The sequence below is a fragment of the Roseateles sp. GW821-FHT09H11 genome, assembly GCF_059415845.1.
This window is the reverse complement of the sequence record NZ_JBWKOA010000003.1, coordinates 342,304-367,260: the sequence shown is the minus strand read 5'-3', so window position 1 is coordinate 367,260 and position 24,957 is coordinate 342,304. Positions and strand designations below refer to the sequence as shown.

The 24,957-nt window shown below is 63.3% G+C and carries 26 protein-coding genes; 5 read left to right on the top strand and 21 right to left on the bottom strand.

All coding sequences use genetic code 11. The features are described 5' to 3' along the window. Positions 1-53 precede the first annotated feature (53 nt). Together AC07PR_RS12470 and AC07PR_RS12465 are read left to right on the top strand one after the other, a co-directional pair. Entirely contained in the window at positions 54-2,030 is a 1,977-nt protein-coding gene (locus AC07PR_RS12470; protein WP_495135495.1) for a GGDEF domain-containing protein, read from the top strand. Positions 2,031-2,128: 98 nt separating this feature from the next. Continuing rightward, the gene (locus tag AC07PR_RS12465; RefSeq protein WP_495135494.1) at positions 2,129-2,719 is read left to right on the top strand and encodes a hypothetical protein; all 591 of its coding nucleotides are present in this window, start codon (positions 2,129-2,131) and stop codon (positions 2,717-2,719) included. A 60-nt stretch (positions 2,720-2,779) separates the two neighbouring features. Here the strand turns inward: AC07PR_RS12465 and AC07PR_RS12460 are convergent, their stop codons facing one another. Beyond that, complete coding sequence (locus AC07PR_RS12460) at positions 2,780-3,295, bottom strand: DUF1697 domain-containing protein (protein ID WP_377161367.1); 516 nt, start codon at positions 3,293-3,295, stop codon at positions 2,780-2,782. 157 nt (positions 3,296-3,452) lie between these two features. Here AC07PR_RS12460 and AC07PR_RS12455 point away from each other — a divergent pair, with 157 nt between their 5' ends. Beyond that, complete coding sequence (locus AC07PR_RS12455; RefSeq protein WP_495135493.1) at positions 3,453-4,037, top strand: hypothetical protein; 585 nt, start codon at positions 3,453-3,455, stop codon at positions 4,035-4,037. Positions 4,038-4,055: 18 nt separating this feature from the next. Here AC07PR_RS12455 and AC07PR_RS12450 read toward each other — a convergent pair whose 3' ends face one another. The 3 genes from AC07PR_RS12450 to AC07PR_RS12440 all read right to left on the bottom strand — a co-directional run bounded on the left by AC07PR_RS12450 (position 4,056) and on the right by AC07PR_RS12440 (position 6,340). Then, positions 4,056-5,300, bottom strand: a complete 1,245-nt coding sequence (locus tag AC07PR_RS12450) for a DUF445 domain-containing protein (RefSeq protein WP_495135492.1) — start codon at positions 5,298-5,300, stop codon at positions 4,056-4,058. Positions 5,301-5,450: 150 nt separating this feature from the next. After that, positions 5,451-6,020: a putative DNA-mimic protein gene (locus tag AC07PR_RS12445; protein ID WP_495135491.1), complete on the bottom strand. Its 570-nt coding sequence runs from the start codon at positions 6,018-6,020 to the stop codon at positions 5,451-5,453. A gap of 38 nt (positions 6,021-6,058) precedes the next feature. After that, on the bottom strand, positions 6,059-6,340 hold the full coding sequence (locus AC07PR_RS12440; RefSeq protein ID WP_495135490.1) for a hypothetical protein: 282 nt from the start codon (positions 6,338-6,340) through the stop codon (positions 6,059-6,061). Between the two features lie 135 nt (positions 6,341-6,475). Here AC07PR_RS12440 and AC07PR_RS12435 point away from each other — a divergent pair, with 135 nt between their 5' ends. Continuing rightward, positions 6,476-7,144 (top strand): hypothetical protein, encoded by a 669-nt coding sequence (locus tag AC07PR_RS12435; RefSeq protein WP_495135489.1) that lies wholly within the window; start codon positions 6,476-6,478, stop codon positions 7,142-7,144. Here AC07PR_RS12435 and AC07PR_RS12430 read toward each other — a convergent pair. From AC07PR_RS12430 to AC07PR_RS12415, 4 genes are all read right to left on the bottom strand, one after another. Beyond that, positions 7,101-7,367: a hypothetical protein gene (locus tag AC07PR_RS12430; protein ID WP_495135488.1), complete on the bottom strand. Its 267-nt coding sequence runs from the start codon at positions 7,365-7,367 to the stop codon at positions 7,101-7,103. The genes AC07PR_RS12435 and AC07PR_RS12430 overlap by 44 nt on opposite strands. Positions 7,368-7,398: 31 nt before the next feature. Then, positions 7,399-7,674 carry a hypothetical protein gene (locus tag AC07PR_RS12425; protein WP_495135487.1) on the bottom strand — a complete coding sequence of 92 codons (276 nt, stop codon included), beginning with the start codon at positions 7,672-7,674 and terminating at the stop codon, positions 7,399-7,401. Between the two features lie 159 nt (positions 7,675-7,833). Continuing rightward, positions 7,834-8,322 carry a hypothetical protein gene (locus AC07PR_RS12420; protein WP_495135486.1) on the bottom strand — a complete coding sequence of 163 codons (489 nt, stop codon included), beginning with the start codon at positions 8,320-8,322 and terminating at the stop codon, positions 7,834-7,836. An 84-nt stretch (positions 8,323-8,406) separates the two neighbouring features. Continuing rightward, positions 8,407-8,907, bottom strand: a complete 501-nt coding sequence (locus tag AC07PR_RS12415; protein WP_495135485.1) for an endonuclease V — start codon at positions 8,905-8,907, stop codon at positions 8,407-8,409. A gap of 94 nt (positions 8,908-9,001) precedes the next feature. Between AC07PR_RS12415 and AC07PR_RS12410 the strand changes: the two genes are divergently transcribed. Next, entirely contained in the window at positions 9,002-9,457 is a 456-nt protein-coding gene (locus AC07PR_RS12410) for a GNAT family N-acetyltransferase (protein WP_495135484.1), read from the top strand. A gap of 64 nt (positions 9,458-9,521) precedes the next feature. On the opposite strand, the gene AC07PR_RS12405 is transcribed toward AC07PR_RS12410, so the two are convergent. The 13 genes from AC07PR_RS12405 to AC07PR_RS12345 all read right to left on the bottom strand — a co-directional run bounded on the left by AC07PR_RS12405 (position 9,522) and on the right by AC07PR_RS12345 (position 24,957). Then, the gene (locus tag AC07PR_RS12405) at positions 9,522-9,764 is read right to left on the bottom strand and encodes a hypothetical protein (protein ID WP_495135483.1); all 243 of its coding nucleotides are present in this window, start codon (positions 9,762-9,764) and stop codon (positions 9,522-9,524) included. Positions 9,765-10,330: 566 nt separating this feature from the next. Beyond that, complete coding sequence (locus AC07PR_RS12400) at positions 10,331-10,948, bottom strand: DUF6338 family protein (RefSeq protein ID WP_495135482.1); 618 nt, start codon at positions 10,946-10,948, stop codon at positions 10,331-10,333. A 392-nt stretch (positions 10,949-11,340) separates the two neighbouring features. Then, a complete protein-coding gene (locus AC07PR_RS12395; protein ID WP_495135481.1) occupies positions 11,341-11,817 on the bottom strand; it encodes a hypothetical protein in 477 nt (158 codons plus the stop codon). A 676-nt stretch (positions 11,818-12,493) separates the two neighbouring features. Then, positions 12,494-12,970, bottom strand: coding sequence for a hypothetical protein (locus tag AC07PR_RS12390; protein WP_495135480.1), 477 nt, complete (start codon positions 12,968-12,970; stop codon positions 12,494-12,496). Between the two features lie 315 nt (positions 12,971-13,285). Continuing rightward, on the bottom strand, positions 13,286-14,167 hold the full coding sequence (locus AC07PR_RS12385) for a DUF4435 domain-containing protein (RefSeq protein ID WP_495135479.1): 882 nt from the start codon (positions 14,165-14,167) through the stop codon (positions 13,286-13,288). A gap of 13 nt (positions 14,168-14,180) precedes the next feature. Beyond that, positions 14,181-15,527, bottom strand: coding sequence for an AAA family ATPase (locus AC07PR_RS12380; RefSeq protein WP_495135478.1), 1,347 nt, complete (start codon positions 15,525-15,527; stop codon positions 14,181-14,183). A 19-nt stretch (positions 15,528-15,546) separates the two neighbouring features. Then, positions 15,547-16,923, bottom strand: coding sequence for a methyl-accepting chemotaxis protein (locus AC07PR_RS12375; RefSeq protein WP_495135477.1), 1,377 nt, complete (start codon positions 16,921-16,923; stop codon positions 15,547-15,549). A gap of 58 nt (positions 16,924-16,981) precedes the next feature. Then, positions 16,982-17,695, bottom strand: a complete 714-nt coding sequence (locus AC07PR_RS12370; protein ID WP_377161343.1) for an RNA polymerase sigma factor FliA — start codon at positions 17,693-17,695, stop codon at positions 16,982-16,984. A gap of 21 nt (positions 17,696-17,716) precedes the next feature. Next, a complete protein-coding gene (locus tag AC07PR_RS12365; RefSeq protein ID WP_483107410.1) occupies positions 17,717-18,538 on the bottom strand; it encodes a MinD/ParA family ATP-binding protein in 822 nt (273 codons plus the stop codon). A gap of 320 nt (positions 18,539-18,858) precedes the next feature. Continuing rightward, the gene (gene flhF / locus AC07PR_RS12360) at positions 18,859-20,574 is read right to left on the bottom strand and encodes a flagellar biosynthesis GTPase FlhF (RefSeq protein ID WP_495135476.1); all 1,716 of its coding nucleotides are present in this window, start codon (positions 20,572-20,574) and stop codon (positions 18,859-18,861) included. Further along, positions 20,571-22,670 (bottom strand): flagellar biosynthesis protein FlhA, encoded by a 2,100-nt coding sequence (flhA, locus tag AC07PR_RS12355; RefSeq protein ID WP_495135475.1) that lies wholly within the window; start codon positions 22,668-22,670, stop codon positions 20,571-20,573. The genes flhF and flhA overlap by 4 nt, the downstream gene beginning before the upstream one ends. 283 nt (positions 22,671-22,953) lie before the next feature. Next, positions 22,954-24,150 (bottom strand): EscU/YscU/HrcU family type III secretion system export apparatus switch protein, encoded by a 1,197-nt coding sequence (locus AC07PR_RS12350; protein ID WP_495135474.1) that lies wholly within the window; start codon positions 24,148-24,150, stop codon positions 22,954-22,956. Between the two features lie 168 nt (positions 24,151-24,318). Beyond that, positions 24,319-24,957, bottom strand: a complete 639-nt coding sequence (locus tag AC07PR_RS12345; RefSeq protein WP_082938636.1) for a protein phosphatase CheZ — start codon at positions 24,955-24,957, stop codon at positions 24,319-24,321.

Genomic DNA, 24,957 nt, shown 5'->3' with positions numbered 1-24,957 from the left:
GGTTCCGGCCGCGAGCGTCAGCGCCCTTCCCTGTTTTCACCGAGCTCCGACCGATGCCGCAGCAGCCCCCCGCTCTCCTGGCAAAAGCGGCCCTGCGCCGGCTGGCGCTGGACAAGCTGGAACCCACCCCCGAGAACTACGCCCGCGCCTATGCGCAGGAGTCCGGCGAGCCCGCCCGCGGCGGCGCGGGCACGCAGTTGCCCGAACGTGCACAGGCATCGGTGGCGCGGCTGCTGGGCCTGGCCGTGCCGGATCCGCAGCAGCGCCAGGGCTTCGCGACGCAGGTGCGCGAAGGCAGGTGGGACGAGCTCCAGCGCGCGCTGGAAGGGCTGCAGCAGACCCACGGCCCCGGCGCCCAGGCCGAGCAACTGGCCCAGCTGATCGAACGGATGATGCGCGGCCTGGAACGCGGCGGCCGGCAATGGACGCTGGCGCGCAAGAAGGACGGCGTGCTGCGCGTGCTGCAGAGCAATCGCAGCGACCCGCAACGACTGACCCTGCGCCTGAAGCAACTGGTCGCGAGCTGGGACAGCGACGTGGGCGACTCGCGCGTCGAGACGCAACCGGCCCCGCTGGATGAATTGCCGTCCACGGTCGGCTCCGGCGCGGCGCGGGCCGCATCGGTCGCACAGGACGATGACGACGAGGACGAAGAGCGCGCCGGCACGCCGACGCAGTTCTTCACCGACGAAGAGATCGCCCAACCGCCGGCGGAGGCCGGCGCCGCGGCAGCGCCCAATGCGGAAGGCGGCCGATACGGCACGCTCGACACGCTGATGGGTGGCTCGACCGCAGACACCGCGGCCACCGGGACGTCGGCCACCTCCGACGCCGGCCTGCAATCGTGGCAGGAGGTCGGCACGCACTTGAACGGCACCGTGCGGCACGCACTGCGCTCGGACGACGCGCGGGCGCAGGAACTGATCGACGAACTGGGCGTGGCGCATGCGGAGCTCATCCGCGACGGCGCGACGCCCGAGCGCGCGGCGCAGATGGATGCGCTGTGCATCCGCGCGCGACGCTGGCTGGACCACCGCAATCACGCGTTCACCGAGCTGGGCAAGCTCTGCGGCGAGCTGACCGGCAGCCTGACCGACCTGGCCGAGGACGACTCCTGGGCGCAAGGCCAGTGCGAGGCGATGAGCCAGACGCTGGCGCAGGGCCTGACGGCGCGCAGCGTGCGCTCGGTCAGCGAGCTGCTGCACAGCACGCGCGAGCGCCAGCACAGCCTGCGCGAGGAACGCGGCCGCGCCCGCGACGCGCTCAAGGGCCTGATCAACCGCATGCTGCAGGAGCTCGGCGAGCTCGGCCAGCACACCGACCGCTTCAGCGACAGCGTGGGCAAGTACGCGACCGTGATCGAACAGGCGGACTCGCTGGAGAGCCTGGCGGGCGTCGTGCGCGAGATGGTCGAGGAAAGCCGCAGCGTGCAGTCGCTGGTGCAGAACACGCAAGGCCGCTTGCGCGACGAACACGACCGCGCGACGCAGCTCGCCGGGCGCGTCGAGCAGTTGGAAGGCGAGTTGCGCCGGCTGTCCAGCGAGGTCCAGACCGACCAGCTGACGCAGGTGGCCAACCGGCGCGGCCTGATCGCGACCTTCGAGACCGAACGGGCCAAGCTCGACCGCGATCCCAAGCCGCTGGCGCTGGCGCTGCTGGACATCGACAACTTCAAGAAGCTCAACGACAACCTCGGCCACGCGGCCGGCGACGAGGCGCTGAAGGCGCTGGCGTCGCGGGTGTCGGGGCTGCTGCGACCGGGTGACAAGGTCGGGCGCTGGGGTGGCGAGGAATTCGTGCTGATACTGCCCGAGGCGCCGCTCGAGGAGGCGCAGGCGGTGCTGCTGCGGCTGCAGCGCTCGCTGTCGGCCAGCCTGTTCATGCACGAGGGACGCGACGTGTTCGTCACCTTCTCGGCGGGCGTGACGCTGTTCCGCGCGGGCGAGACGATGGAGCAGGCGCTGGACCGCGCCGACGAGGCGCTCTACGAGGCCAAGCGCACCGGCAAGAACCGGGCGTGCGTGGCCTGAGGCGCATCATGCGTCCGTGGCGGCGCGCCTGACGCCGCCGCCCTGCTCGACTGCCCTCGATGGCGCCACGAACCGGTGCCGCGCCAGGAGCCCGACCGATGGACCACACCGCGACCGATCCGACCCAGTTCATCCACATCCGGATGGTGCTGAGCATGGTGGTCAGCCTGTCGATCGCGCGGCTGCTGTCGGGGCTGGCGAAGTTCGTGCAGCACCCGGGCCGGTTGAAGGTCGACGGCGTCCACCTGCTGTGGGCGCTCTACATGCTGGTGACGCTGATCCACTTCTGGTGGTGGGAATTCGCGCTGAGCCGTGTGGGCCCCTGGCACTTCCTGCAGTTCGCGTTCGTGGTCGGCTACAGCGCGGTGCTGTACCTGCTGTGCGCGATCCTCTTCCCCGACGACATCGCCGAGTACGCCGGCTACCGCGACTACTTCCAGTCGCGAAGACGCTGGTTCTTCGGGATCCTCGCGTTCACGCTGCTGCTGGACGTGGCGGACAGTGCGCTCAAGGGCGCGATGCACCTGCAGGAGCTGGGCACGGCCTACGGCGTGAAGACGGCGGCGGCCATCGTGCTGTGCGGCGTCGCGGCGCTGGTCACCAGCCGGCGCTTCCAATGGGCGCTGGTGCTGGTCGCGCTGGCGGTGCAGCAGTGGTGGATCCTGCGGCTCTACAACGTGCTGTCGTGAGGCCGGCGCGCGCGTTCCATCGTGCGCCGTCCGTGGTGCGTGAGCTGTGCGTCGTGAGCGTCAGGCCTTGATGCACTTACGCACGGTGTCGACGGTGCGCGTGGTGATCTGCTTGCCGAAGGTCTTCTCCAGCATCGTCATGAACAGCGGTCCCTTGTCGTTGGGCAGGTAGTGGCTGTAGACCTCGACGCCGTCGAGCTTGCAGATCGCGGCGCCCTCGCCTTCGAGCGGCAGCGAGACCTGGCCCTCGTGCGGCTTCTTCAGGAAGGTGATCAGCTGCTTGGCCGCGGCCGGCGGATTGAAAACGGCGTGATGCTCGGCGTCGACGATCTGTCTGAGGTGTTCGACCGGCCGCACGGTGGTGCCGAAGGTCTTGCCCAGCGTGTCGGTCATCGCCTGCTCGGCGATGCGTTCGAGCTCGTCGACCGGTGCGCCGGGGTGATCGAAGACGACATTGCCGCTCGAGATCACGGTCTTCACCCGCGTGAAGCCGGCAGCCTCGAACGCACGGATCAGGTCCGGCATCCGGGCGTTCATCGGGCTGACACCGCGGAGGAAGGCGACGTAACGGGGCATGGTGGCGATTCCTGTTCTGGCGACGGCTGGAGTCTAAGGGCGAGAGGTCCCGCATGCAGCGCGTCACCCATCCGCGACGTCGCCCCCTAGTCCAAGGACTTGGCCCGGTAGTGCGCACGCTCTATAACCGAGGCCATTCCAAGGGGGAGACGCGACCATGGCGACACTCGATCCTGCACTGACGCGATTTCTGTCGTTCCTTCGACAACATCCTGAAGTGCGTCGGAGGTTGCCGGCGCCGCCGGACAAAACAGTCGTCTACAGCGGTTCGCTGTTGAAGCTCGAATCGTCAACAGCCGAGGGCACACCTCAGGGCGAGGAGAAGCAGCGCTTGAGCGCCTGGGAATGCCTGGCCATCGCCAGGCGGCAAGATCCCGTTCGGTTCGATTACGTCACTCTCGAGGACCGACTGCGACAGTTCCATGTGGCGGAGTTCGGCGAATCCCTGTTCGATCACGCGCTGCGCGTGGCCAAGCACCTCAACCTCATGTCCCGCTATGCGGAGGCCACGATCCTGTGGCGAGCGCTTTCCGGGATCTACGTGCAAGGCGCCAAGGGGCGGGTACGCGCTCTGGTGCTCCCAGGTCCAGAGATCGCCAAGTCCGTCTTCAGCCTGACGGAGGTCCAGGTGTTGTCCCGTCCCGATGTATTGAGTCAGATCGACGTCAATCCGGATCTGCTGCGCGACTTCCGCCTGCAGGTGCGCACTGGCCTCTCCCCCACGCCATTGGTCATCATGTGAGGTCGGACGCACGCGCACTCAGCGGGTCATCCATACGGTCACCGCGTACAGCAGCAGCCCGATCACGCCGCCCACCAGCGTGCCGTTCAAGCGGATGAACTGCAGGTCGCGCCCGACGCTGAGCTCGATCTGCCGCACGAGGCTGCGGTCGTCCCAGGCCTTGACGGTCGACGCGATGTGGCGCGTGACGCCCTCGCGCATGCTGCCGACCATGCGCTCCGCGGCGGACAGCACGTGCTTGTTGATCGCCTGCACCAGCGCCGGATCGCGGCTCAGCCGGTCGCCGAGCGCCGCCAGCGACTGGTCCAGGTGCCGCATCAGCACGGAGTCGTCGCGGCGCAGGTCCTGCTCGATGGTGGCGCGGACTTCCGTCCAGACGCCGTCGAGGTAGGCGCGGACGTCGTCGCTCTGCACGACGCGGTCCTTCATCGCGTTGACCTCGCTGGCGAACTCGGGGTCGTGGCGCAGGCGCTCGATGAACTCGTGGATCCAGTCGTCGAACTGGCGGCGCACCGAATGGTCCGGCTGCGAGAGCGCGGTCTGCACTTCCTCGACCAGCTGCAGCGCGAGCTTGTCGGACAGGCTGTCGGCCATCTTGTCGACGTTGGCGATGGTATCGACGAGCTTGACGGCCTTCGGCCACTGGGCGCTGGCGAACTTCACCAGCCGCGCGGCGACGAGCGCCCTCACCTCCGGCGTGGACAGGTAGTCGCGCAGCTTGGACAGCGCCCCGTCGAGCACGTCCTGGTGACGGCCGGACTTGGTCAGCACGTCCAGGACCGAGGCCGCCGTGCCGGTGGCGTTCCAGGACAGCGCGCGGGCGACGAGGAACTCCCCGATGGCGCGACGCACGGCCTGCTCGTTGAGCAGCGAGAGCGCCTCGACGGCCATCGTGCGGACGGAGCCGGTGACCTGCGCGAGGTTGGCGGGCTCGCGCAGCCACTGGCCGAGGCGCTCGGCGGGGTTGAGGATCTCGAGCTTCTGCAGCAACACCTCGGGGTGGAGGAAGTTGTCGCGGACGAACTCGGCCAGGCTGTCGGCGATGCGGTGCTTGCCCTGCGGGATGAGCGCGGTGTGCGGGATCGGAATCCCGAGCGGGTGGCGGAACAGCGCGACGACCGCGAACCAGTCGGCCAGGCCGCCGATGGCGGCGGCCTCGCAGAAGGCCTTGAGCCAGGCCCAGGGGCCTTGAGCGCCCATGAGGAGGCTCACGATCAGGCCGGCGAGCGACGCGAGCAGGCAGCCCAGCGCGACACGCTTCATGCGGCGCAGGTCGGCGGCGCGGGGGTCGGAAGGATTCGGTGAAGGGATCAAGGGCATCGGCGACAGGGCGGCAGGTTCGGTGCCTGGGGCACCCACTGGCCAGGCGGGGCGATGGGGAGCTTGTATCACCTCCGGCCGCACACGCCCGTCTCAGCAGAACACCACCGCCGCCCCGGTCCGGATGGAGGCCTCGCAGGCGCGGATCAGACGGATGCAGTGGAAGGACTCCTTGCCGAAGACCTTCCACTTGGGACCGTCGGCGGGAGGATCGCCCAAGGCATCCCAGACCTCATCGCTCTCGTGGTCGATGGCGGTCGGCAGCTCCAGCCACTGCGCGAGACGGAGGCACTCATCCATGAGTTGCACGGACGAGCCGACCATGCCGCCTGGCACCTCGAGTTCCTCGCTGGGGAAGATGACCTCGTCGAAGCTGACCGGCGCGTAGAAGCCCTCGGCGTCGCTGTGCAGCACGAGGTGCTCGAATCCTGGTGCCAGGAGGTCGTAATAGTCCCGCAGCACAGGGTCGTCGGCGGCATCGTCTGTGCATGGACCGGGGACCGGCAGGTCCTGACCGAGATACGCGGCCAGTCGCCGCAGGGAATGCAGCCCGGAGTACCCCGCCATCTCGCACGAGAAGGCGCCGTCAGGCCCCAAGCCGCGCGGCTCGTCGTGCGGCGCGAAACCGGCCTCAACGAGCGCCTTGGAGAGGGTGTCGTACATCTCCCAGTCGTCTTCCTCGAAACCACCTACTTGAATGCTCAGACCCACCATATTCTCCCGATGATTGCTTGCCATGTCGTCGCGACCTTGGCGTCGCGAAGAGCGTTGAATTTCTGCGGGGCCGCCCACTTCGGATCATTGAAGAACTCGATCGTGACGGGAAAGGCCGGCTGCCTGACGACCACCTTCTGGTTCAGGACATCGTTGGCGATGGCGTAGATGCGCCAGGTCCGCAGACAGGCTTCCGCCTCCTCGGAGAATGTCGTTTCGGGGCGCGATCTCGGCTTGCGGAAGAGGCTGAGGAAATTCAGTTTCTTCATTCGAGTCGGTGCGTGCCGGTGCAAGTCGCCGGAGGCCGACTTTATTCGCGTCCACTGCCGCCGCGGAACGGGAATTCACCCGACACTACGAGGGGCCGGACCCATGGCCTCGATTCGTCGCCGAAAGGATTTCCGTTGAAGCCGGACCGCCGAGAGAAGCTCACCTCGCCACGAACGAAACGTTCGCCTTGTATCGCCCCGTTGCTGATTGGCGTGCTCTGGACAGCAGTGGTCGCGGCCGCAGCGCCGGCGAATGCCGGGTTTGCCGATATCGCCAGCGCGATCGCGGCCCTCCACCCGGATCACGAATTGCTGGAGACGGCCACTGGCGATCTCGACGACGACGGGCGACCGGAGATCGCCGTCTCGCTCCGCGCGCCAAAGTCGGATGAAAGCAATTGGAGCCAGCAGCTGCGCATCGTCGTCTTTACGACGAATGAGCAGGGTCACTTGGAGCTCTGGACCGAATCAGACGTCGGAGACGACTGCAAACATTCGACCGCAGTGGCGATCGAACGACATTCGCTGTTCCTGGGCTGCACGAGCAGCCTGGGCGTGGGCGGGGCCGACAACGTCAGCGTGCGTCTGCAGTTTGCCGTCCGACGCGGCGCGCTGCGGTACATCGGCGACCGCGTCATGACGATCCAGCACATGAACGAGCCGAATGAGACGATCCGCGAAGTCAGCCGCAACCTGCTGACGGGCGAGATCGTCGATCACCTGGGCAAGGGTCGCGACCGCAAGCGGATCGATCCGGCCATCAGGGACGAGGCGTTGCCCCTGAAGGACTGGTCGGGCTGGTGACACAGGCCACCCGTGCCGCCACGAAGCTGAGATTCATCTTCGGATGGCGGAGCGTGAGCACGCCGTCAACGAGCGACTTGATCTCGTAGACGTCAATGTTCCGGGCATTTCGGATAACCACCGGCTGGCCGTCGGCGCTCTGCGTCAGCGTGGTGTAGATCCTGTCCTTCCGATGCCACTGCCCTTCCTCGATTTCGAGTTCATCCTGCTCATTGAGGATCAACTCGACATGTGCTTGTCATTGTCGTCCGGTGTCAGGACTTGCGCCGACCGCGGCTCGACAGCCGATTGATCGCAATACCGGCCATCGCGAAAGCGAGGCTCGGATCGAGCACCAGCGGCGAAGGCCAATAGGGATTGACCACTGCCCTGGGGTGCAGCGCGAGGAGGACGCAGGCCAGGAGGCCGAGAAGAAATGGCGGAGCGAAGGAAAAGGACTTCCCGGTGATCATCGCGTGTGCCATCCCAAGCCAATTTGCCATGGCCAGCAAAGCGCACAGCGCGAGGATGACGTCGAAGAGGAATTGCATGGGCTTCACACCGAGCGAAGGCAGTCGCACCGCCCTCCGCGCGGGTCAGGGAATCAAGGCGCGACAGACGCCTGCAACGCCAGGCGGCTGGCCTTGCCTCACAGGCTGGAAGGGCCATCGGTTCGCTCTCGCGGACGACTCCATTCTTGCATCCCAGGTTCACTTGGACGGAACGCCGTAGACCACCTTCGTCACTGGCAAGCGCGTTCGCGCATCGCGAATCCAGATGGCCCAATCCGGACCATCCAGGTCGGCACGCACCTCGTACTCCTTGCCGGCCTCGGGCTCGAAGTCGATTGTTCCCTCCAGTGAAGGCGTTGAATTCAACAGGGCATCGATCGGCCTGGCAAACGCGTACTCACAGCGCAGGGTGACCTTCAAGGGTCCGGGATCGAGCTTCCGGTCGGTCAGATAGAAGTAGAAGGTGTTGCCCTTGCCATACGACCGCCTTCTTGTGTCGTCAAGGGCATGCGTGATGCCCTTGCCATTGATCCGCGTCGCCACGCAAAACATGGCCTCGGACTCTTTCTCGTTGATCCTGGTGATGTAGTCCTCCAGCACCGCCCTCTGACTGGCGTCAGGGGTCGCCTGCGCAAAGGCGGAGGTCGTCAATAGCAGCAGAGTCAGGGCGAAAGGCTGAGGTTTCATGGCGAGGAATTGGAGTACGGTCGAACGCCTCCCGTGACATCGCCAGAGGGCGCCGATTCGCGGGAGAGCCACTGCAGCGGGAATTCAATCGCTGTTCTTCGCCAGACGAGCCGCGAGCTTCATGAGCGTCGGCACGCGCTTCCTGCCGTGCATGGATCGCAGTCGCACCTTGGCCGCGCCGATGTCGATGCCCGCGCAGGTCACCACCAGCGGCGGCGTTTCCTCTTCGCGCATGACCTCGAACTGCGACGACAGACCCGGCAGGCGCTTCTTCGACACGCCGACGACGGGCACCCGGCCACCCAGCGCGTGATACAGGTGCTGGCCAAGACCGGGCGTGTCGTCGGCATCCAGATGGACGAAGCCGTCGATCAGGAGGAGCTCGGGTTCCAGGTTGTGCTCGCGCAGCAGTTGCATCACGCAGGGCAGTTCCCGCAGGTCGAGTTCTCCGCGGACAGCCTTCTCGACATGAGCGATGCGCGAGACGTAAGTCTTCTCCGCTTCAGCGGCATCCCAGGCATCGAAGGCCACGGCGGCGGCATTCGCCTGCGCGCCATCGAAATGAACAGCCACTACAAGTTTCATGCGGGGGATTATGGGTCGCGCAGTGCTCGCGCTGGGCATTCGGCGGCGGAACTGCCACGGGCTGCCGCCGATGCGAGGCACCGACAATGCCCGCATGGACACACCCTGGGTCATTCGGCGCGTCGCCCCTTCCGACGCTGATCAAGTCGCGGCGCATGGCTGCTTTCGCGAGGACGATGCCGAGCGTCGCCCCGCCTACTCGGCCTGGGTGAAGCCGCGCATCGGGTCCGGCAGCTATCTGGGCTGGTTCGCCGTCGACGACGGGATCGTCGTGGGGGGCGCCGGCGTGGTCCTGCTGGATTGGGGACCGACGCGCGGCAATCCCGGCGGCCAGATGGCCCGGGTCACGAATGTCTTCACCGCAGGCCCCCATCGCCGCCGCGGGGTCGCGAAGGCGCTCGTCGTGACCGCACTCGATCACCTGCGCGGGCTGGGCATCAACGAGGTCCGGCTCGGCGCGACCGAGGACGCCCGGGAGCTCTACCGGTCGCTGGGGTTCACCGAGTACGCGGCGGAAATGAGGACACGGTTGCAGACGACTGGGGCGTGAACACGGCGGCGTCGGCGATTGCAGCGGACTCACGCATAGCTTCTCCCCGAGTTTCCAAAGCGCGTCATAGGCGCGGAACGCCGCCGATCCTGCGGTCGTTATAGGACGGCACCAGCGAGCCGTCGTTCCAAATCACGTCGTCGGGGATCTCGTCGAGGCGATAGGTGTAGCTCTGGTTGTTGTCCTTGTTGACAAGCGTCGTGCGGAAGCGCCCGCAGAGGTCCATCACGTCGTTGTGGTGCGTGCTGAACAGCAACCGCGCCACGGGCTCACCGGGAGCCGTCTCCTGAAGGAAGAGACCGAGCAACTTGGGCAGCAGATGGGGGTGCAGATCAGGTCCAGCTCGTCGAGAACAAGGACTGACCCCGATGCGACCACGGCGGCAATCGGCGGCATCAACCGGAAGATCTGCTTCGCGCCAGCGGACTCGGTGGCAGGCATGACCTGGCACTCCTGGCCGTCGACCTCATGGATGAAACCGGGAAGACGCGAGGTGTCGGCGCTCAGCGATAGGCAAATGGTTCCCAGGGATAGAAATCATTTGCGTCCTCTCCCATACGACGGTACCGGAGGCCCATATACAAACCTGTCGCCAAGCCGATCAACGTCATCGTCCAATTGCCCCAAGATTCTCCCCAGTCGCCAAGGACGAACGAACTTCCAAAGACGAACCTCGAGGCTAAAGACGCGACCTCTTGCAAACCTCGAAAGTAGAGGATGAAGCAGAACAACATCATGAGACGGTCGCCCCGATCCCTCTCAACTCGCCAGAGCAGCCAATAGGGAACGATGGCACAGATGCCTGGCGCACAGTAAGTAATGAAGGCAATGAATGGGTCCGTGAATATCTGCATGCCGAATCTCCAATTTGGCTCAAGAACTTTGGGTGGTTAACGCACGCGGGATTCGCTTCAGCGAGGCAAAGCGCCTAGCGTCAATGAACTCCACGCGCACCACATCCGAAACCGGGATGACTGCCGCGCTCGATTGCTCATCGATCTCGGTGGAAGTGCCGCTGAGATCGCGGGGGTTTGCGAGCAGGAAGTGGCCCGCATCGGGCTCGTGCGGCCACCCTTCTGGCCAGCCCAATACCCGCCCGCCGCCTTTCAGATGAAGCAGTACATGCTTGCGCTCGCCGCGAAACATTGCTCCCCAGCGCATAGGAGCCGACGTCGCCTTTGAAGGGTCTGTTCGCGATTTCCGCCGTTTTTTGTCCTTCGCTCCCGAGAACATGGACAGCAAGATTCCAGCCAACATCGCCACAAATATTGCCAGACTCATGTTGAACAGATCCGACCATTTCAGGGCCCAGTTCGGCTGAACCACAACTGCCAAGTATTGAGCGAGCTTTGACGCGGCAACCACGAGCAAGAACTCAACTGGGCTCTTCGAGAACGGCTGCTGCAGCGACGCGCAGTAAACCGTCAATCCCACCAACCCGGGCAACAAGACGACAACAACGTCAACGCTCATCTGCGCGTAATCGGCCATAACCACTCCGAAGATCGAAAGTAAATTAACCGCCGAAGCGGATGACGCCCTCAGTTCGGACTTGTCGGCCGATGAGCGCCTGCTAGTTGCCGTGGGTTGAAGGATCGAAGCGTATCCCCCGGGCGCAGACTTCTCAATCACAAACAAAAGTAGTCGCTGTAGGAGAATCAGGTGCGGAGACTTGATCTCCGGTGAGTCATCTTGTCTTGGATCAAGAGCTTGATCACCCGACAGAAGGAATCGAGGTCATGCGATAGCAAAGAGGCGCCAATTCGATGCCAAGAAAGAGTGATCCAACATTAACTATTCGATCTGGCCGCCACCAAAACAAAACGAGTGCCACACGCTCCCGCGTGGGCACTCGTTTTTCCAAGGATGCGGGCCGGGTCGAACTAGGCCATTGCTGACCTTGCCCACTCGTGGTTTCTGGAATCCGACCAGTTGCTCACCTGAATCATTGCAGTCTTTACAATGCCAGTTATTCGCCGAAGAGGATCAGCGTGGTCACTATTTAATGCGAGTCCATATATATCATCGAAAGCAATGGCAAGTATTTTTTCATCCAACTTGCTCGGAAAGAGTTCGTGAGAAATATCATTTCTCAGGGAATTAAGAGCTCGTAGCTGCTTGCACAACCGCGGAAACGCAATCCGACCCGACGCTTCGAGGATATCCATTTTTTGAGCAAAGGATGAGAATTTACGCAAGATAAGTTGACCACCAGGAAACTCATTCAAGATATTCTCATTCAACCAATATTCAATCCACAGATGTCCTTTCAGAATTACGATCTCAAGGTCGTCAGCTTTATCAATCGAACGCCAAAGAGTTGCCAACTGCTCCTCGGCCAATGAAGAATGGATACGCATTTTAGAATGATTTGACTTTTAATAAAAATGACTGACTCGCTCAAGCGTCCAAATTTCCAGAATGCAACTCGAACGCAAATTGTCGTTCAAGAATATTCTTTCGCGATGACTACTTCTGCTGCGCAAAAACTATAAGCTTCCAACGGATAGCACCTAACCCCGGGGAATGCTGATGATGGTTCTGGGGTGGAAATGGATTGCCCTTGTTCGACGCGATTTCATCTCCGCATGCCTCACATCTATAGATCCCGGAATCCAGACACGGCGAGCCCGGACCGTGCAGCGTATCGTATGCCGCATGATCATTTTGATTTAGGTATTGAGAATATTTATACTGAGCCATGTGAGCTACCTCCAAAAATTTCCCAACCGCTTTCCTCCAACGAAAAGTGGATCGCGTGCGGCGGAAAAAACAAATTGTTTATCGATCGGCGCTTGGTCGCATCCTCACTTTTAAGGAAATTCGCTGCAAATGCAACAACCTGATTAACCAAAGAGAAGCCACCTCAAGTCTTCGGGCGCCAAGTATGTTTATCAAAAAACATGAATGCCAGCATGAAATGACGCAATTCCTCAAGAATTCCACAAAACAAAACGAGTGCCACACGCTCCCGCGTGGGCACTCGTTTTCTTTTGCGGTCTGAGGTTTTGGTCGGAGGTCTGCCAGTGAGAGACATCAGCTCGCCTGAACCGAGTTCTTCACCTGGCGGTTGTGGTCCTCGACGACCGCGATCTCCATGACTGCGAAGAAGCTGGCGATTTCGTGGAGGAGATCGACGGCAGTATCGCGGAGGCAGCCGTTGGCGCGGTGCTGGCTCATCGGGACGTCGAAATCCTGCATCAGCGAGATCACCTGGGTGAGGCGCTCGCGGACATTCAACATGGCGGTGCGGACGGTGGTGGACTGCTTGAGCACGAGCGGATAGCGGTAGCAGCTGCCGTCTTCGAGCATGTCATAGCGATAGGGATTGCCGGAGGCGACGCTGAGCTGCTCCAGGGTGCGTTCGGAATTGAGCGCGAGGGGCATGCGGTCGAGGAGCGGGACTGCGGAGGCGCCGGGGGCCGGGTCCAAGTCGAGGTGTTCGAGGGCGAGGAATTCTGAGAGGCGGAAATTGCTTTCGGCGACGGATTCGAGGAAGCGATTGGAGAGCATGGGGAGGAGGTCCTAAACTAAACGGCAGTTGAGGGACGACCACCTGAGCAATTGAATGCGGAGGGTGGGCGAGATGTCAAAACACGATTAGCCGACGTGCGACCGTCCTCACGGATAGGTCCATCTCGCCCATTGAGGCAAATGAGAAGGCCACTAGGGCCGCCAGCCAAATAGTGTTTTGAGCACCTACAGCCAGATTAATCCAAGACGCGATGAGCGAACATTACCGAAGAAGGTAAAAGAAATTTCCAAAACAACTCGAAAAAGTAGCGCACCCACATAAATCAGTGGCAAACACTAAACTACATGGTCAACTTAATGCGACTCCGTCATGGATCGATTCACGTACGCTCCTATTCGCTCAGCCATAGGTGACAATTCAAGCAAATCAGAATTCTTCGCGAGACGAAACACAAATGACTCAAAAGTAATAGAACCCAATGAAAACTTGGATTTGATTCTATGAAAGAGCAAGGTCAACAAGAATTTTCCGCTGATCACGGCGTGATTATCTGCACCTCGAATGCAAGCGACGCGCTCATCCGTTAAGGGGTCAACAAAAGGAGGGTCAACACCAACCCCGGCTGCGGTCTCGACGACTTTAGATTGGTATTGAGCAATGTGTTCAATCGCGGGTTCCCAACGGCGATCCTGATAGCAGAAAGTCTCGGCCGGGAAACTACAGTTTCGAAGTTCGAGCCCCAGCTTCTGAACCACAAAGAAAAGAACGAATAGAGGGAGGGCTCTTTCAATTGACTCAGCCAAAAACACATTGACATCCAGCTCGTCTCGCACTGCCTCACGCTTCTTCTTCGGATGGGTTTCTACGACCACCTCCATGATCGCCTTCGACGAAAGCAGATAGTTTTCGATGCAAAATCTGTCCAGATAGAAAACATTCTCTAACGTTTCCTGAGTTCCTAGGAAATCGTCAAAATCCTTGTCTAGCAAATATACGTGAACTACACCGGGAGCGCGAGCGCTTGGATCTTTAGCATGGTTGAGCACATTAGATTTACCTCCCAATGGGAATATTCGCTCAATTGTCAAATTTGAGAAATGCTTCCTCAGGATAACTTCATACAAGTTTTCTTGATCGGAGTCCTCGACGTAGAAGTTGACCTGATTGAACCCTTGATAAAAGATATCCAGCGCTGCTAAGCCTGCATCGCTCCGCCGTGGCAACTGAAAGTCCATGCCCTACTCCAATTCAGAAATTCTGCGGAGTAGTGCATTTCGCTCGATATTTTCCAACAATATCGGGCGAGTGAGTTGCCAGAAGAATCTGTGTATCCTTAGGACAAAGCTGAAGGAATGCAGACATGAATTCACTTTGCCATTTCGGATGCAAAGATATCTCGGGCTCATCCACGATAAATAGAGAGCCACTCTTAGCGACGAAAGCCAAGAACGTAAAGAGTATCAATATTTGCCGCTCACCAGAGGAGAGATATTCAATACTCCTCTTGTCTTCATTAGAAACCGCCTTAGTCAGGATAGAAAATACAAGCCTTCCCGACCCCTCATCGAATTCCAGCTTCTTCCCACTATCAGTAAGAAATGAATTTACGGCATCCAAATAAACCTTCAACTCTTTGAAAGCTATCGCCTGCCTTTCCTCGAAGTCGTTAAATGCCTTAGCCAAGTCGTCGGCTTGCTTATATTGCGAGAAAATGAACGCGGCAAAAAGCCCTACTTCCGGGCTCTCCGTAGAGGTAGGTCCACTGGTAGCAGTAAACTTTGAAAACTGATCTTCCAAACGCCCCAAGACCTTAAAGAATTCGGTAACCTTTGTTGCCACCTCCTCAGTTTTCAGAGATTTTGACAGGTAGCTCACCACCTTCCGCTGCAAAGTCGCAGTTTCTGCCGTGGTCATGCGATGAATAGGTTTGTCGTCAGCAAACTGAAACGGAACTTGAAGCGCGGACATCGCCAGTCGGGCCTTCAGTTCGTTGTCATATTGAATTGCCTTTTGACGAAATTGCGCATATCGTTCGCTTGTTACTTTTTGAACATGCGCCAGCGGAGACTTAACGGGCTTGGTAGCGACTAGCTTTCGCTGGTTGAGATAGCCCGACGATTCTTCGTAAACCGTTTGCTCCACCTCAGCTCGAACGCTGCGGTCCAGCGATATAACGACAGGCTTGGGGAAGGACTTTAGTCTTTCCCAAAGAGGCAATTCATGCCGCTCAAGTCTAAAGTTTCTGTATACCTCTTCCTGCTCAGCCAGCTCAATCTTCCCTGCCATAAAGAGGGAAACGGTAATCGGATCGACCTGCTGTCGACCGCCTCGCAGCGAAAGTGACAGAAAATCTTCGCTTTTCTCGGCGGAAAGTTGATATTGCTGACTTTCATGCTCAAACGACAATCGAATTTTTTCAAATGGCGTCGCGCAGAGTTTTCCTATATCCGGACCCAGCATCCAGTCAATTACGTTCAAGACGCTGGTCTTTCCACAGCCGTTTATTCCAACCAACATTGTCATGTCCTGATTGAAATCAACCGCCACATTCATGGACTTGTAAAGACCGACAGCCTCAATTCTTTGAATAATCATGAGTATGTAAAATGGAGTTTTAAAACCCAAACGCCAACCTCACCCCACCCCAATGCCTCCCAGCAACGGTGACGGGTGCCGAAGCCTCCTTGAGCAGCACGAAGTTCCCGCCGCCCATATCCCGGCGGTAGGTTTGCAGGAGGAACGGTCGTTGATTCCGGGCTGAAGCCAGCCCTGTCCGGTCGTTGAAGATCCGCCGGTAGCGGCTATTGGCTGTATTCCAAGCCACGTCGCCCGCTCGCTGGGGCTGGCAGTACCGCTTGTTATGCGTCGCCACGTACCCGTTGCGGTCCACCGCGATGCAGAACACCACCTTGTCCGAGAACTTCAGCATCCGCTCCTGGACCTCCGGGAACAGCTGATCCGCGATCTGCGTGAATCTCGTCGTGAACTGCTGCGGGTCGGTCCCCGCGATCGGCTGGTACTGCTCGTCGAAGAGCGACGACGCATCGATCCGCTTCTCCTTCACCGCGCGTTCGAGCAAGCCGGCGATCTCGGCCGACGCGGTCTGCACCGCCTGGATGTACGGCGAGTCCTCGACCTCGACGCCGCTCGACGCGATCTGCTCGATCATCTGCTCGGACAGCCGCAGGAACCGGTCGCTGCACGCGAACGCCGACTCCAGCTTGCGCATCGCCTGCTGGATCTCCACCCCGAGCTCTCCCGAGCGTTCCGCCAGCTGATGCGTCGTCGCTTGGCTCTCCTGCGCCGATTTCGCGATGAGGTCGACATCGACCTCCACATCCGCGAACGCCTGCAGGATCTTGCTCTCGCCGGCTCCTCCCGAGCCGTCCGCCCTCAACTCCCGGCTGAAGGTCCCGATCCGCGCATCCAGCGTCCCCACCGTGCCCATGATGGCCTTCGACGACGCCTCCACCTGCGCCGCCAGGTCCTTCACCGCATCCGCCACCACGCCGAAGCCGCGGCCCGCTTCGCCGGCGCGCTTGGCTTCCACCGATGCGTTGAACGCCACCAGCCGCGTCTGCAACGCGATCTTCGTGATCTCGGACGCCGCCCCGGACACCTGCCGCAGCGTCGCCACGATCCCGCCCACCTCGTCGCCCACGCCCGACAAGGCCGTGCGCGCGCGCCCCACCGCCTCGCGGGTCTGGTTCGTCGATTGATTGATGCCGTCCTGCGCATGCCGGACCTGCTGCAGCTCCGAGCCCAGCGCCTGCATCGCCTGCGCCTGCGAGGTCACGACCTTCTGCGTGTCCTCCAGCAGCCCGCGGACTTCGGCCGCGTCACGGCCCAGTTTGGAAACGCCGGAGGAGAGCTCCCGGACGACCTTCGCCGTGTTCCCTTGCATCGCCGGCTCATGAAAGCCGATGTCGGCTCCCCCCACCGACGCATCTGGCGCCACCTTCCCGGCGCGCCTGCGCCATGAGTCCCACATCGGTCGCTCCCCTCATGGTTTATGGACCACAAGAACTGCGGCCGCTGTGCGGCTCGTTTTACCAGTCGCGCAGCTTCACGCGCAATCGGGCAATCGCTTGACTGTGTAGCTGGCACACCCGCGATTCAGTCACCTTCAGCACCGCGGCGATCTCTTTCAGGTTCATGTCATGTTCGTAGTACATGGACATGACGTAGGCCTCGCGCTCCGGCAGGTTCTTGATCGCCTCCACCAGCGCCTCGCGCATGCGGTGGTCGCGCAGCATCGACATCGGATCGGCCGAGTCGTCGCTGACGTGACGATCGAGGTAGTCGTCGCTGTCGTCGTCCCCGGAGATGTCCTCCAGATAGACCAGCTGCGTCCCGCGCACCTTGCCGAGCATTTCCTGGTACTCGGTCAGCGAGATGCCCATCTCGACGGCGATCTCGGACTCCTGCGGCGGGCGGCCGAGCTTCTGCTCGAGCTTGTGCACCGCGCTCTCGATCGAGCGCTGCTGGCGGCGGTTGCCGCGGCTCATCCAGTCGCTGCCGCGCAGTTCATCGAGCATCGCGCCGCGGATGCGCTGCGTCGCGAAGGTCTCGAACTGCACGCCCTGCGCCGTGTCGAAGCGCGACAGCGCGTCCGTCAGGCCGATCAGGCCGACCTGGATCAGGTCGTCCAGTTCGACGTTGGCCGGCAGTTTCGCGATCATCTGATGCGCCAGACGGCGCACCAGCGGGCTGTACTGGCGGATCAGCGAGTTGTTGTCGAGTTGACCCTTGGCGGTGTACATCGTCTCGTCTCCAATCCGGCGTCAATGCGCAGCGAGGGTCACGCCTTGCGGGGCGCGGCCAGCCTTGGGCTGCCACATCGGCCGCGGACGCAGCGGCATCGCATCAGCGGCGCTGTCGAGCGCCGCACCCGGTACCGAGGCCAGCAGCAGCTCGCGCGCCATGTGACGCAGCTCGTGCGTCAGGGGCGCGGAGACCGGCTGGCGGGGATCCATGCAGGCCCACTCGCGCAGCACCGCGCCGAGGAAGCCGTCGCCGCAGCTCGAGAGCTGCTGGGCGATCCGCTCCGCCAGGCGCAGCTGCGGGTTGCAGGCCAGCAGCAGGCTGTAGACCATCAGGCCCGCGCGCTGCGTCAGCCATTTCATGCCGGCGTAGGCGTAGGTCACGCTCTGCACGTCGGTGTCGGCCAGCAGCACCGGACGCACCTCGCGCGAGACCAGCACGCGGCTCAGTTCCGCGGCGCTGGCATGCAGCAGGACGACGTCCGCGAACGGCGCCGCGTCGGTCACCGCTTCCAGGAACTGGGCGGCCGAACCGTTGGCATTGATGTAGCGCAGCGGCAGTCCGCGCGCGGTGAGGAAGGACACCTTCGCCGACAGCGCCTCCACGCAGGCCGCGAGGTCCACCGCCGCGAGGTCCGACGGCGCCGCGGCCTGCTCGCCCGCGTCCACGACCAGCGTGTGCAGGCCGAGTTCGCCGAACGCCGCGCACATGCCTTCCAGCAGCGCGCCGCTTCCCACCACATGCGGATTGCTCACCACCGGCACCACGCGCACGCGCGCCGTGGCGAACAGACGGCGCAGGCCGTCGGCCTGGTCCTTGGGAGCATTGCTGAAGTCGCGCATTGGGCTGCTCTGTGTCTCTTGCGTGTTTCCGCTCCAGCCACCATGTCCCTCTCGAAAGGAACCGGCCATTGCTGGAGCCGTTACCGGAAGTTTCGCCCCGGGGGCCACTCCTTGACCGGGAATTGAAAGGGGGAAACACCCCGCTTTTCTCTCCTGGCACCCTCACCTCGTGGACCTCTCACACAACGACTTCGAGTCGTCCCCCGCCGCAACGGAAAAAGGGGGAAAGGCCCGAGCCCTTCCCCCTTTCTAGAACTTGTGACCGGGTTTGGCAACTCCGGTCCCCCGGAAGCCCCTCCGGCCGAGCGGTCAGCCCTTGGTCAGTTCATCCCCATCGGCGAGGATGCGCCCGCCGATCCGGCCATCGTGCCGGCGGTGAAGATCAGGTTGACGTCGGAAGCATCCACGCGCCAGGCCGCCTGGCCGTGGCTGCGCAGCGCGCGCTGCACCAGGGCCTGCGACGACAGGCGATGCCAGTCTTCCGGCACGCGCTGGCCGTTGGTGACGCCCAGGACGCGCAGCTTGTGACGGATCACGGTGTCCAGCGCCGGGGCCAGCTTCACCGCTTCGTCCAGCTTGGACAGGATGACGCCCTGCGCTTCCGCGCCGCGCCAGGCACCGACCACGTCCTCGATCGTCTCGCCCTGTTGAGCGGCGTTGACGACCAGGATGCGCTTGATGCTCTTGTGCGCCAGCATGTCCAGCAGCTCGGCGGTCCGGCTGTCGCGTTGGGCCGTGCCGGCCGTGTCGATCAGCACCATCTTCTTGGACGACAGCAGGTCCAGCAGGTCTTCCAGCGAGGCGCGGTCATGCGCTGTGTGCACCGGCACGCCCAGGATGCGGCCGTAGGCGCGCAGTTGCTCGTGGGCGCCGACCCGATAGGCATCCAGCGTGATCAGGCCGAGCTGGCTCGCGCCGTACTTGGTGGCGAAGGCCGCGGCGATCTTGGCCGTCGTCGTCGTCTTGCCGACGCCGGTCGAGCCGATCATCGCGAACACGCCGCCTTGATCTTCCAGGGCCGGTTGCTGCTCGGCGGTCTGCACGTTGCGCGACAGCACGTTGGCGGCCCACGCGTGGGAATCGGCTTCCTCGGTCGTCTGCGCCGGCAGGCCTTCGACCAGCTTGCGCACCAGGGCCGGCGAGAAACCGGCATCCAGCAGCTTCTGCGTCAGGCGGGCCTTCGCCGGCTGGCGCTGCAGCTTCTCCATGAAGGCCAGCGCGCCGAAGCGCTCTTCGATCATGCCCTTCATCGCGCGGAGCTCGGTCATCATCTCCTGCTCGCGACGCGAGGACGCCGGCATGTCGTTCAGCGGATGGTTGCCCATGCCGCCGAAGCCGTGGCCGATGCCGCCCAGGTCCTGCAGGGACTGCTGCTGCACGCGGATCTCGTCGCGCAGCACCGGGGGCACGACGCGCGGCGCGGGGGCCGGCGCGGAGTCGTAGGCACGCTCGTCGACACGACGGGCGCCCAGGGTCTGCATCGCCGAACGCGCGCGCTGGTCGCGCTGCGCGGCCATCGAGGCGACCGATTCATTCATTTGCGACTGCGAAAAGGCGGGCGCCGGCTCGTCCATCATCGGATCGGGCAGGCCGTTCATCTCGGCCGAGCGGCGCTTGAGCATGCGCTCCCGGACGTAGTCCTGGAAGGACAGCGTGCTCATGGCCATCGCGTTGACGTCCTCGCCCACCGAGGCGCCCGAGCCGCCGAAACCGGGCTCCGCGCGCTGCGGGGCCGGCGACGCGGACAGACGCTGCTTGAGCGCCTGACGCGGTGGCACGTCTTCCCGTTGCTGCTGGCGCTGCGGCTGGGCAGCCGGCTGACGCGGCGCGGCGGCGCGGGGCGCAGCAGCGGCGGCACGCGGCGTCGAGGCGGCGACGCGCTCGATCTGCGACATGCCTTCCGGCGCCATCGCCAGCACCTCCACCCCTTCGGGGCAAGGCTTGTTCGAGAGCACGACCGCTTCGTCGCCGAAGGCCTGGCGGACCAGGGCCATGGCTTCGCGGGAATTGCGGGCGGTAAAGCGTTTGACGTTCATGCCGTGCCTCCGATGATGGAGCCGATGCGGATCGTGTGCGTTTCAGGAATCTCGCTGTGTCCCAGCACCTTCAGCCGCGGCGCAGCGCGCTTGAGCAGACGGGCCAGGGGAGCGCGAATCAGGTCGGGCACCAGCAGGCAGGCGGGCAAACCGCGATCCTCTTGGGACTGCGCGGTCTGCGCGGCACTTCTTGCAAGCGTGTCGGCCACGCCGGGATCCAGCGCCGCGCCGTGAGGCGAGTGCAGGGCCTGCGAGACCAGACGTTCCAGCTCGGGGTCGAGGGCGATGACGTCGAGCTCCTTGGCCGGTCCGTAGATCTGCTGCACGATCGCCGGAGCGATGTGGATGCGGATGCGACGGGCCAGCTCGGCGGGATCGGTCGTCTGCCCGGCGTTTTCGGCCAGGCTTTCCACGATGGAACGCATGTCGCGGATGTGCACGCCCTCTTCCAGCAGGAACTGGAGGACTCGTTGCAGGGCGGCGACATTGACCATCTTGGGAATCACGTCTTCGATGAGTTGGGGCGCTTGCTTGGTGAGGTGATCCACCAGCTGCTGGGTTTCCACCCGGCCCAACAACCGGGCCGCGTGAACTTGCAGCAAGTGTGAAAGATGCGTGGCCACCACGGTCGCGCAATCAACGACGGTAAAGCCCGCCATTTGCGCCATATCCCGTTGCCGCTCCTCGACCCAGACCGCCGGGAGTCCGAAGGCGGGGTCCGTGGTGGGCGTCCCGATCAGCTTCTGCGTGGCGTGACCGGGGTTGATCGCCAGCCACATGCCCGGGTAGGCCTCCGCTTCCCCGATCACCGCGCCGCGCAACGTCACGCGGTACTGGCTGGGGCGCAGTTCCAGGTTGTCCCGGATGTGCACCGACGGGGGCAGGAAACCGATGTCCTGCGCGAACTTGCGGCGCACGCCCTTGATGCGGCTCAGCAGGTCGCCTTCGCGGGTCTTGTCGACCAGCGTGATCAGGCGGTAGCCCACTTCCAGGCCCAGCGTGTCCACGGCGACGACGTCGTCCCAGGAGGCTTCGGCATCCGGGTTCGGCGCGCCGGGCACCGGGGCGACGGCCTTGCGGGACTCGGCGGCCTTCGTGGCCTGCTCCTTGGTGCGCAGCCAGTAGGCCAGATAGCCCAGGGCGCCAGCAATGATCATGAACACCAGGTGCGGCATGCCCGGGATCAGGCCCAGGATGAAGACGACGCCCGCGGTGATGGCGACGGCCTTGATCGAGCCGAACACCTGCGAGCCGATCATCTGGCCGACGTCCTTGTCCTTGCCGACGCGCGACACGACCAGGGCGGAGGAGACGGAGATCAGCAGCGCCGGGATCTGCGCCACCAGCGCGTCGCCGACGGCCAGCAGGATGTAGCTGTCGGCGGCCTGGCCGGCGGACAGCCCGTGCTGGGCCACGCCGATGACGAAGCCGCCGACGATGTTGATGAAGAGGATCAGGATGCCGGCGATCGCGTCGCCGCGGACGAACTTCGAGGCACCGTCCATGGAGCCGAAGAAGTCCGCCTCGTCGCCCAGTTCGGCGCGGCGGCGCTTGGCTTCCTTCTCGTCGATCAGGCCGGCGGACAGGTCGGCGTCGATCGCCATCTGCTTGCCGGGCATCGCGTCCAGAGTGAAGCGCGCGCCGACTTCGGCGATCCGCTCCGCACCCTTCGTGACCACGATGAAGTTGATGACCACCAGGATCGCGAACACGATCAGGCCGACGGCGAAGTTGCCGCCGATCAGGAAGTGGCCGAAGGATTCGATGACCTTGCCCGCGGCGCCGGCGCCGGTATGGCCTTCCAGCAGCACCACGCGGGTGGAGGCCACGTTCAGTGACAGGCGCAGCAGCGTCGTGATCAGCAGGACGGTCGGGAACGCGGCGAAGTCCAGCGGCCGCAGCATCTGCGACGCCACCAGCATCACCATGATGGACATGGCGATGTTGAAGGTGAAAAACAGGTCCAGGGCGAAGGCCGGCAGCGGCAGCACCATCATCGACAGGATGATCATGATGGCGATCGGCGCCCCGAGCGCCTGCACGATGGCGGCGCGGGGTCCGAGGAAGTTCTGCAAACGGGCCATCAGCTCGTTCATCGGTGCTGCCTTCAACCTGTTGGATGCCGGAGGGGAATTCACTTGCCCGACACTGCCGTCGGGCCACGCCATTGTTCGGCGAGAGCCAGTTTTCCTTTAGCCGGATAAAGGGGGGAATTCCCCCCCGGAATCGCGCCTACCTCGGCGCCACTCCGGAGCGCCCTCGCCAGAGGGGCCCGGGCCGGTGCCCCCTTGGAGCGAATTCCGAGCGGCGAGGAGGAAATTGAGCGGAAAGGGGGCACCGGCCCGGGCCCCGCCCGCTCGGTATATCGACCAGCCGCGATCAGGCCGGCTTGCCTTCCGGGAACTGATCGTCCAGTTCCTCTTCCGGTGGCGCCCAGCCCGGCTTCTTGTGCGGGTCGAGCTCGTCGGGCACCGGCGGGTTCGGCACGGCCTGAGGCGAGGCGCCCTGCCCCTTCAGCGCGGCCTTCAGCTGATACACGTAGGCCAGCACCTGCGCCACGGCGCCGAACAGCGCGCCGGGGATCTCCCGATCCAGCTCGGCGTGGGCGTACAGGGCGCGGGCCAGCGCCGGCGCCTGGAGCACCGGGACCTTGTTTTCCTTGGCGATGTCGCGGATCTTGAAGGCCAGCAGGTCCAGGCCCTTCGCCACCACGCGCGGCGCGCCGAACTTGGTCTCGTCGTAGGCGATGGCGACCGCATAGTGGGTCGGGTTCATCACGACCAGGTCGGCCTTCGGCACGGCCTGCAGCATGCGGCGCTTCACCAGCTCCCGGGCTTTGGCGCGCATCTTGTGCTTCATCTCGAGGTTGCCTTCGGCTTCCTTGAGCTCGTTCTTGGCTTCCTCGCGGGACATCTTCAGCCGCTTCAGGTACTGGTGGCGCTGCAGCGGCACGTCGATCACGGCGAACAACGCCAGGCACAGGCCCAGCATCATCAGCCCGCCCATCAGCTGCTTGCCGGCGAAGGCCAGCGCCGACGGCAGCGGCACCGACATGATCCCGATGAAACCTGCGATGCGGTCCTTCAGCGCCATCGCGCCGACGACGCCCAGCACCAGCGACAGCGCCACGGCCTTCAGCGCCGTGGTCAGGTTCTGCATCTGGAACAGTTTGCCGAAACCGGTGATCGGATTCAGGTTCGTGAATTTCGGAGCCAGCGGCTTCATCGTGAAGTTCCAGCCGCCCGAGGCGATGTGCGCGGCGATCGCCGCCATCGCCAGGATGATCAGCGCCGGCAGGCCCAGCATGAAACCCTGCCAGGTCAGCGTCGACAGGCGCTCGGTCATCATGCCGGCGGAACGCAGCTGTTCGGCATCAAACCGCAGCGCACCTTCCAGCATGCGCTGCAGGGTTTCGACGGCGTACGGCGTCGACGTCGCGAACAAGGCGCCGCCCGTGGCCATCACCGCGAAATGCGGCAGGTCCCGGGAGCGCGGCAGTTGACCTTCCTTGCGAGATCTTTCGATCTTTTTCTGCGAGGCGGGTAAGTTGCGGTCTTGTGCGTCTTGATCGGCCATGGGTGGTCACGGCCCTATGCCGTGGCCCCGCCATTGTTTGGCCGGAGGGGGTTTCGCCTTAGCCGGATAAGGGCCCGAAATCGGCCCGACTTCCGATCTCGCCAACCCAGAAAGCAGAAACCCGCGCCGAGGCGCGGGTTTCGTTGCGGCCATGCCGGCTTCGAAAGATCAGAAGCCCAGCGAGGCCAGCAGGTCGTCCACTTCGGACTGGTTGGCCACCACGTCGGCGCGGCCTTCCGGGTTCACGACCGGGCCCTGCAGGATGCTCGGGTCGACCTTCTCGCGCTGTTCCGGCGGCACCACCGAGACCAGCAGCTTCACCAGCGAATCTTCCAGGTCGTTGGCCAGCGTCACGACCTTGGCGACCACCTGGCCGGTCAGGTCATGGAAGTCCTGCGACAGCATGATGTCGGTCAGGTGGGTGTCGATCTTCGACGTGGAGGATTCGACCTCCTTGACGAAGTTCAGCACCGCGCCCGACGCCACCGCGCGGACCGGGTCCGCGGTGATCGCCTGGGCCATCGCGTTGGCAGCCTCGGTGATCTTGGCGTGCTCGGCCTTGGCCTGGTCGACCGAGTTCAGCACCTTGTTGGCGGCGTCGGCGGTCTTGTTGGCGATGTAGGTCAGGCGGCTGCGCGCGTCGGGCAGCCCGTCGGTCGCGACCTGCAGCTTGGGCATCACGCCCAGCTGCTGCATCGTGTCGTGCAGCACGCGCGTGATCGTGCCGATCTGTTGGAACACCTCGGGCGAGACCGTCAAGGGCTCGTTGGATTGCGAGGTCAGTTTGGCCAGCTCTTCCATCTGCAT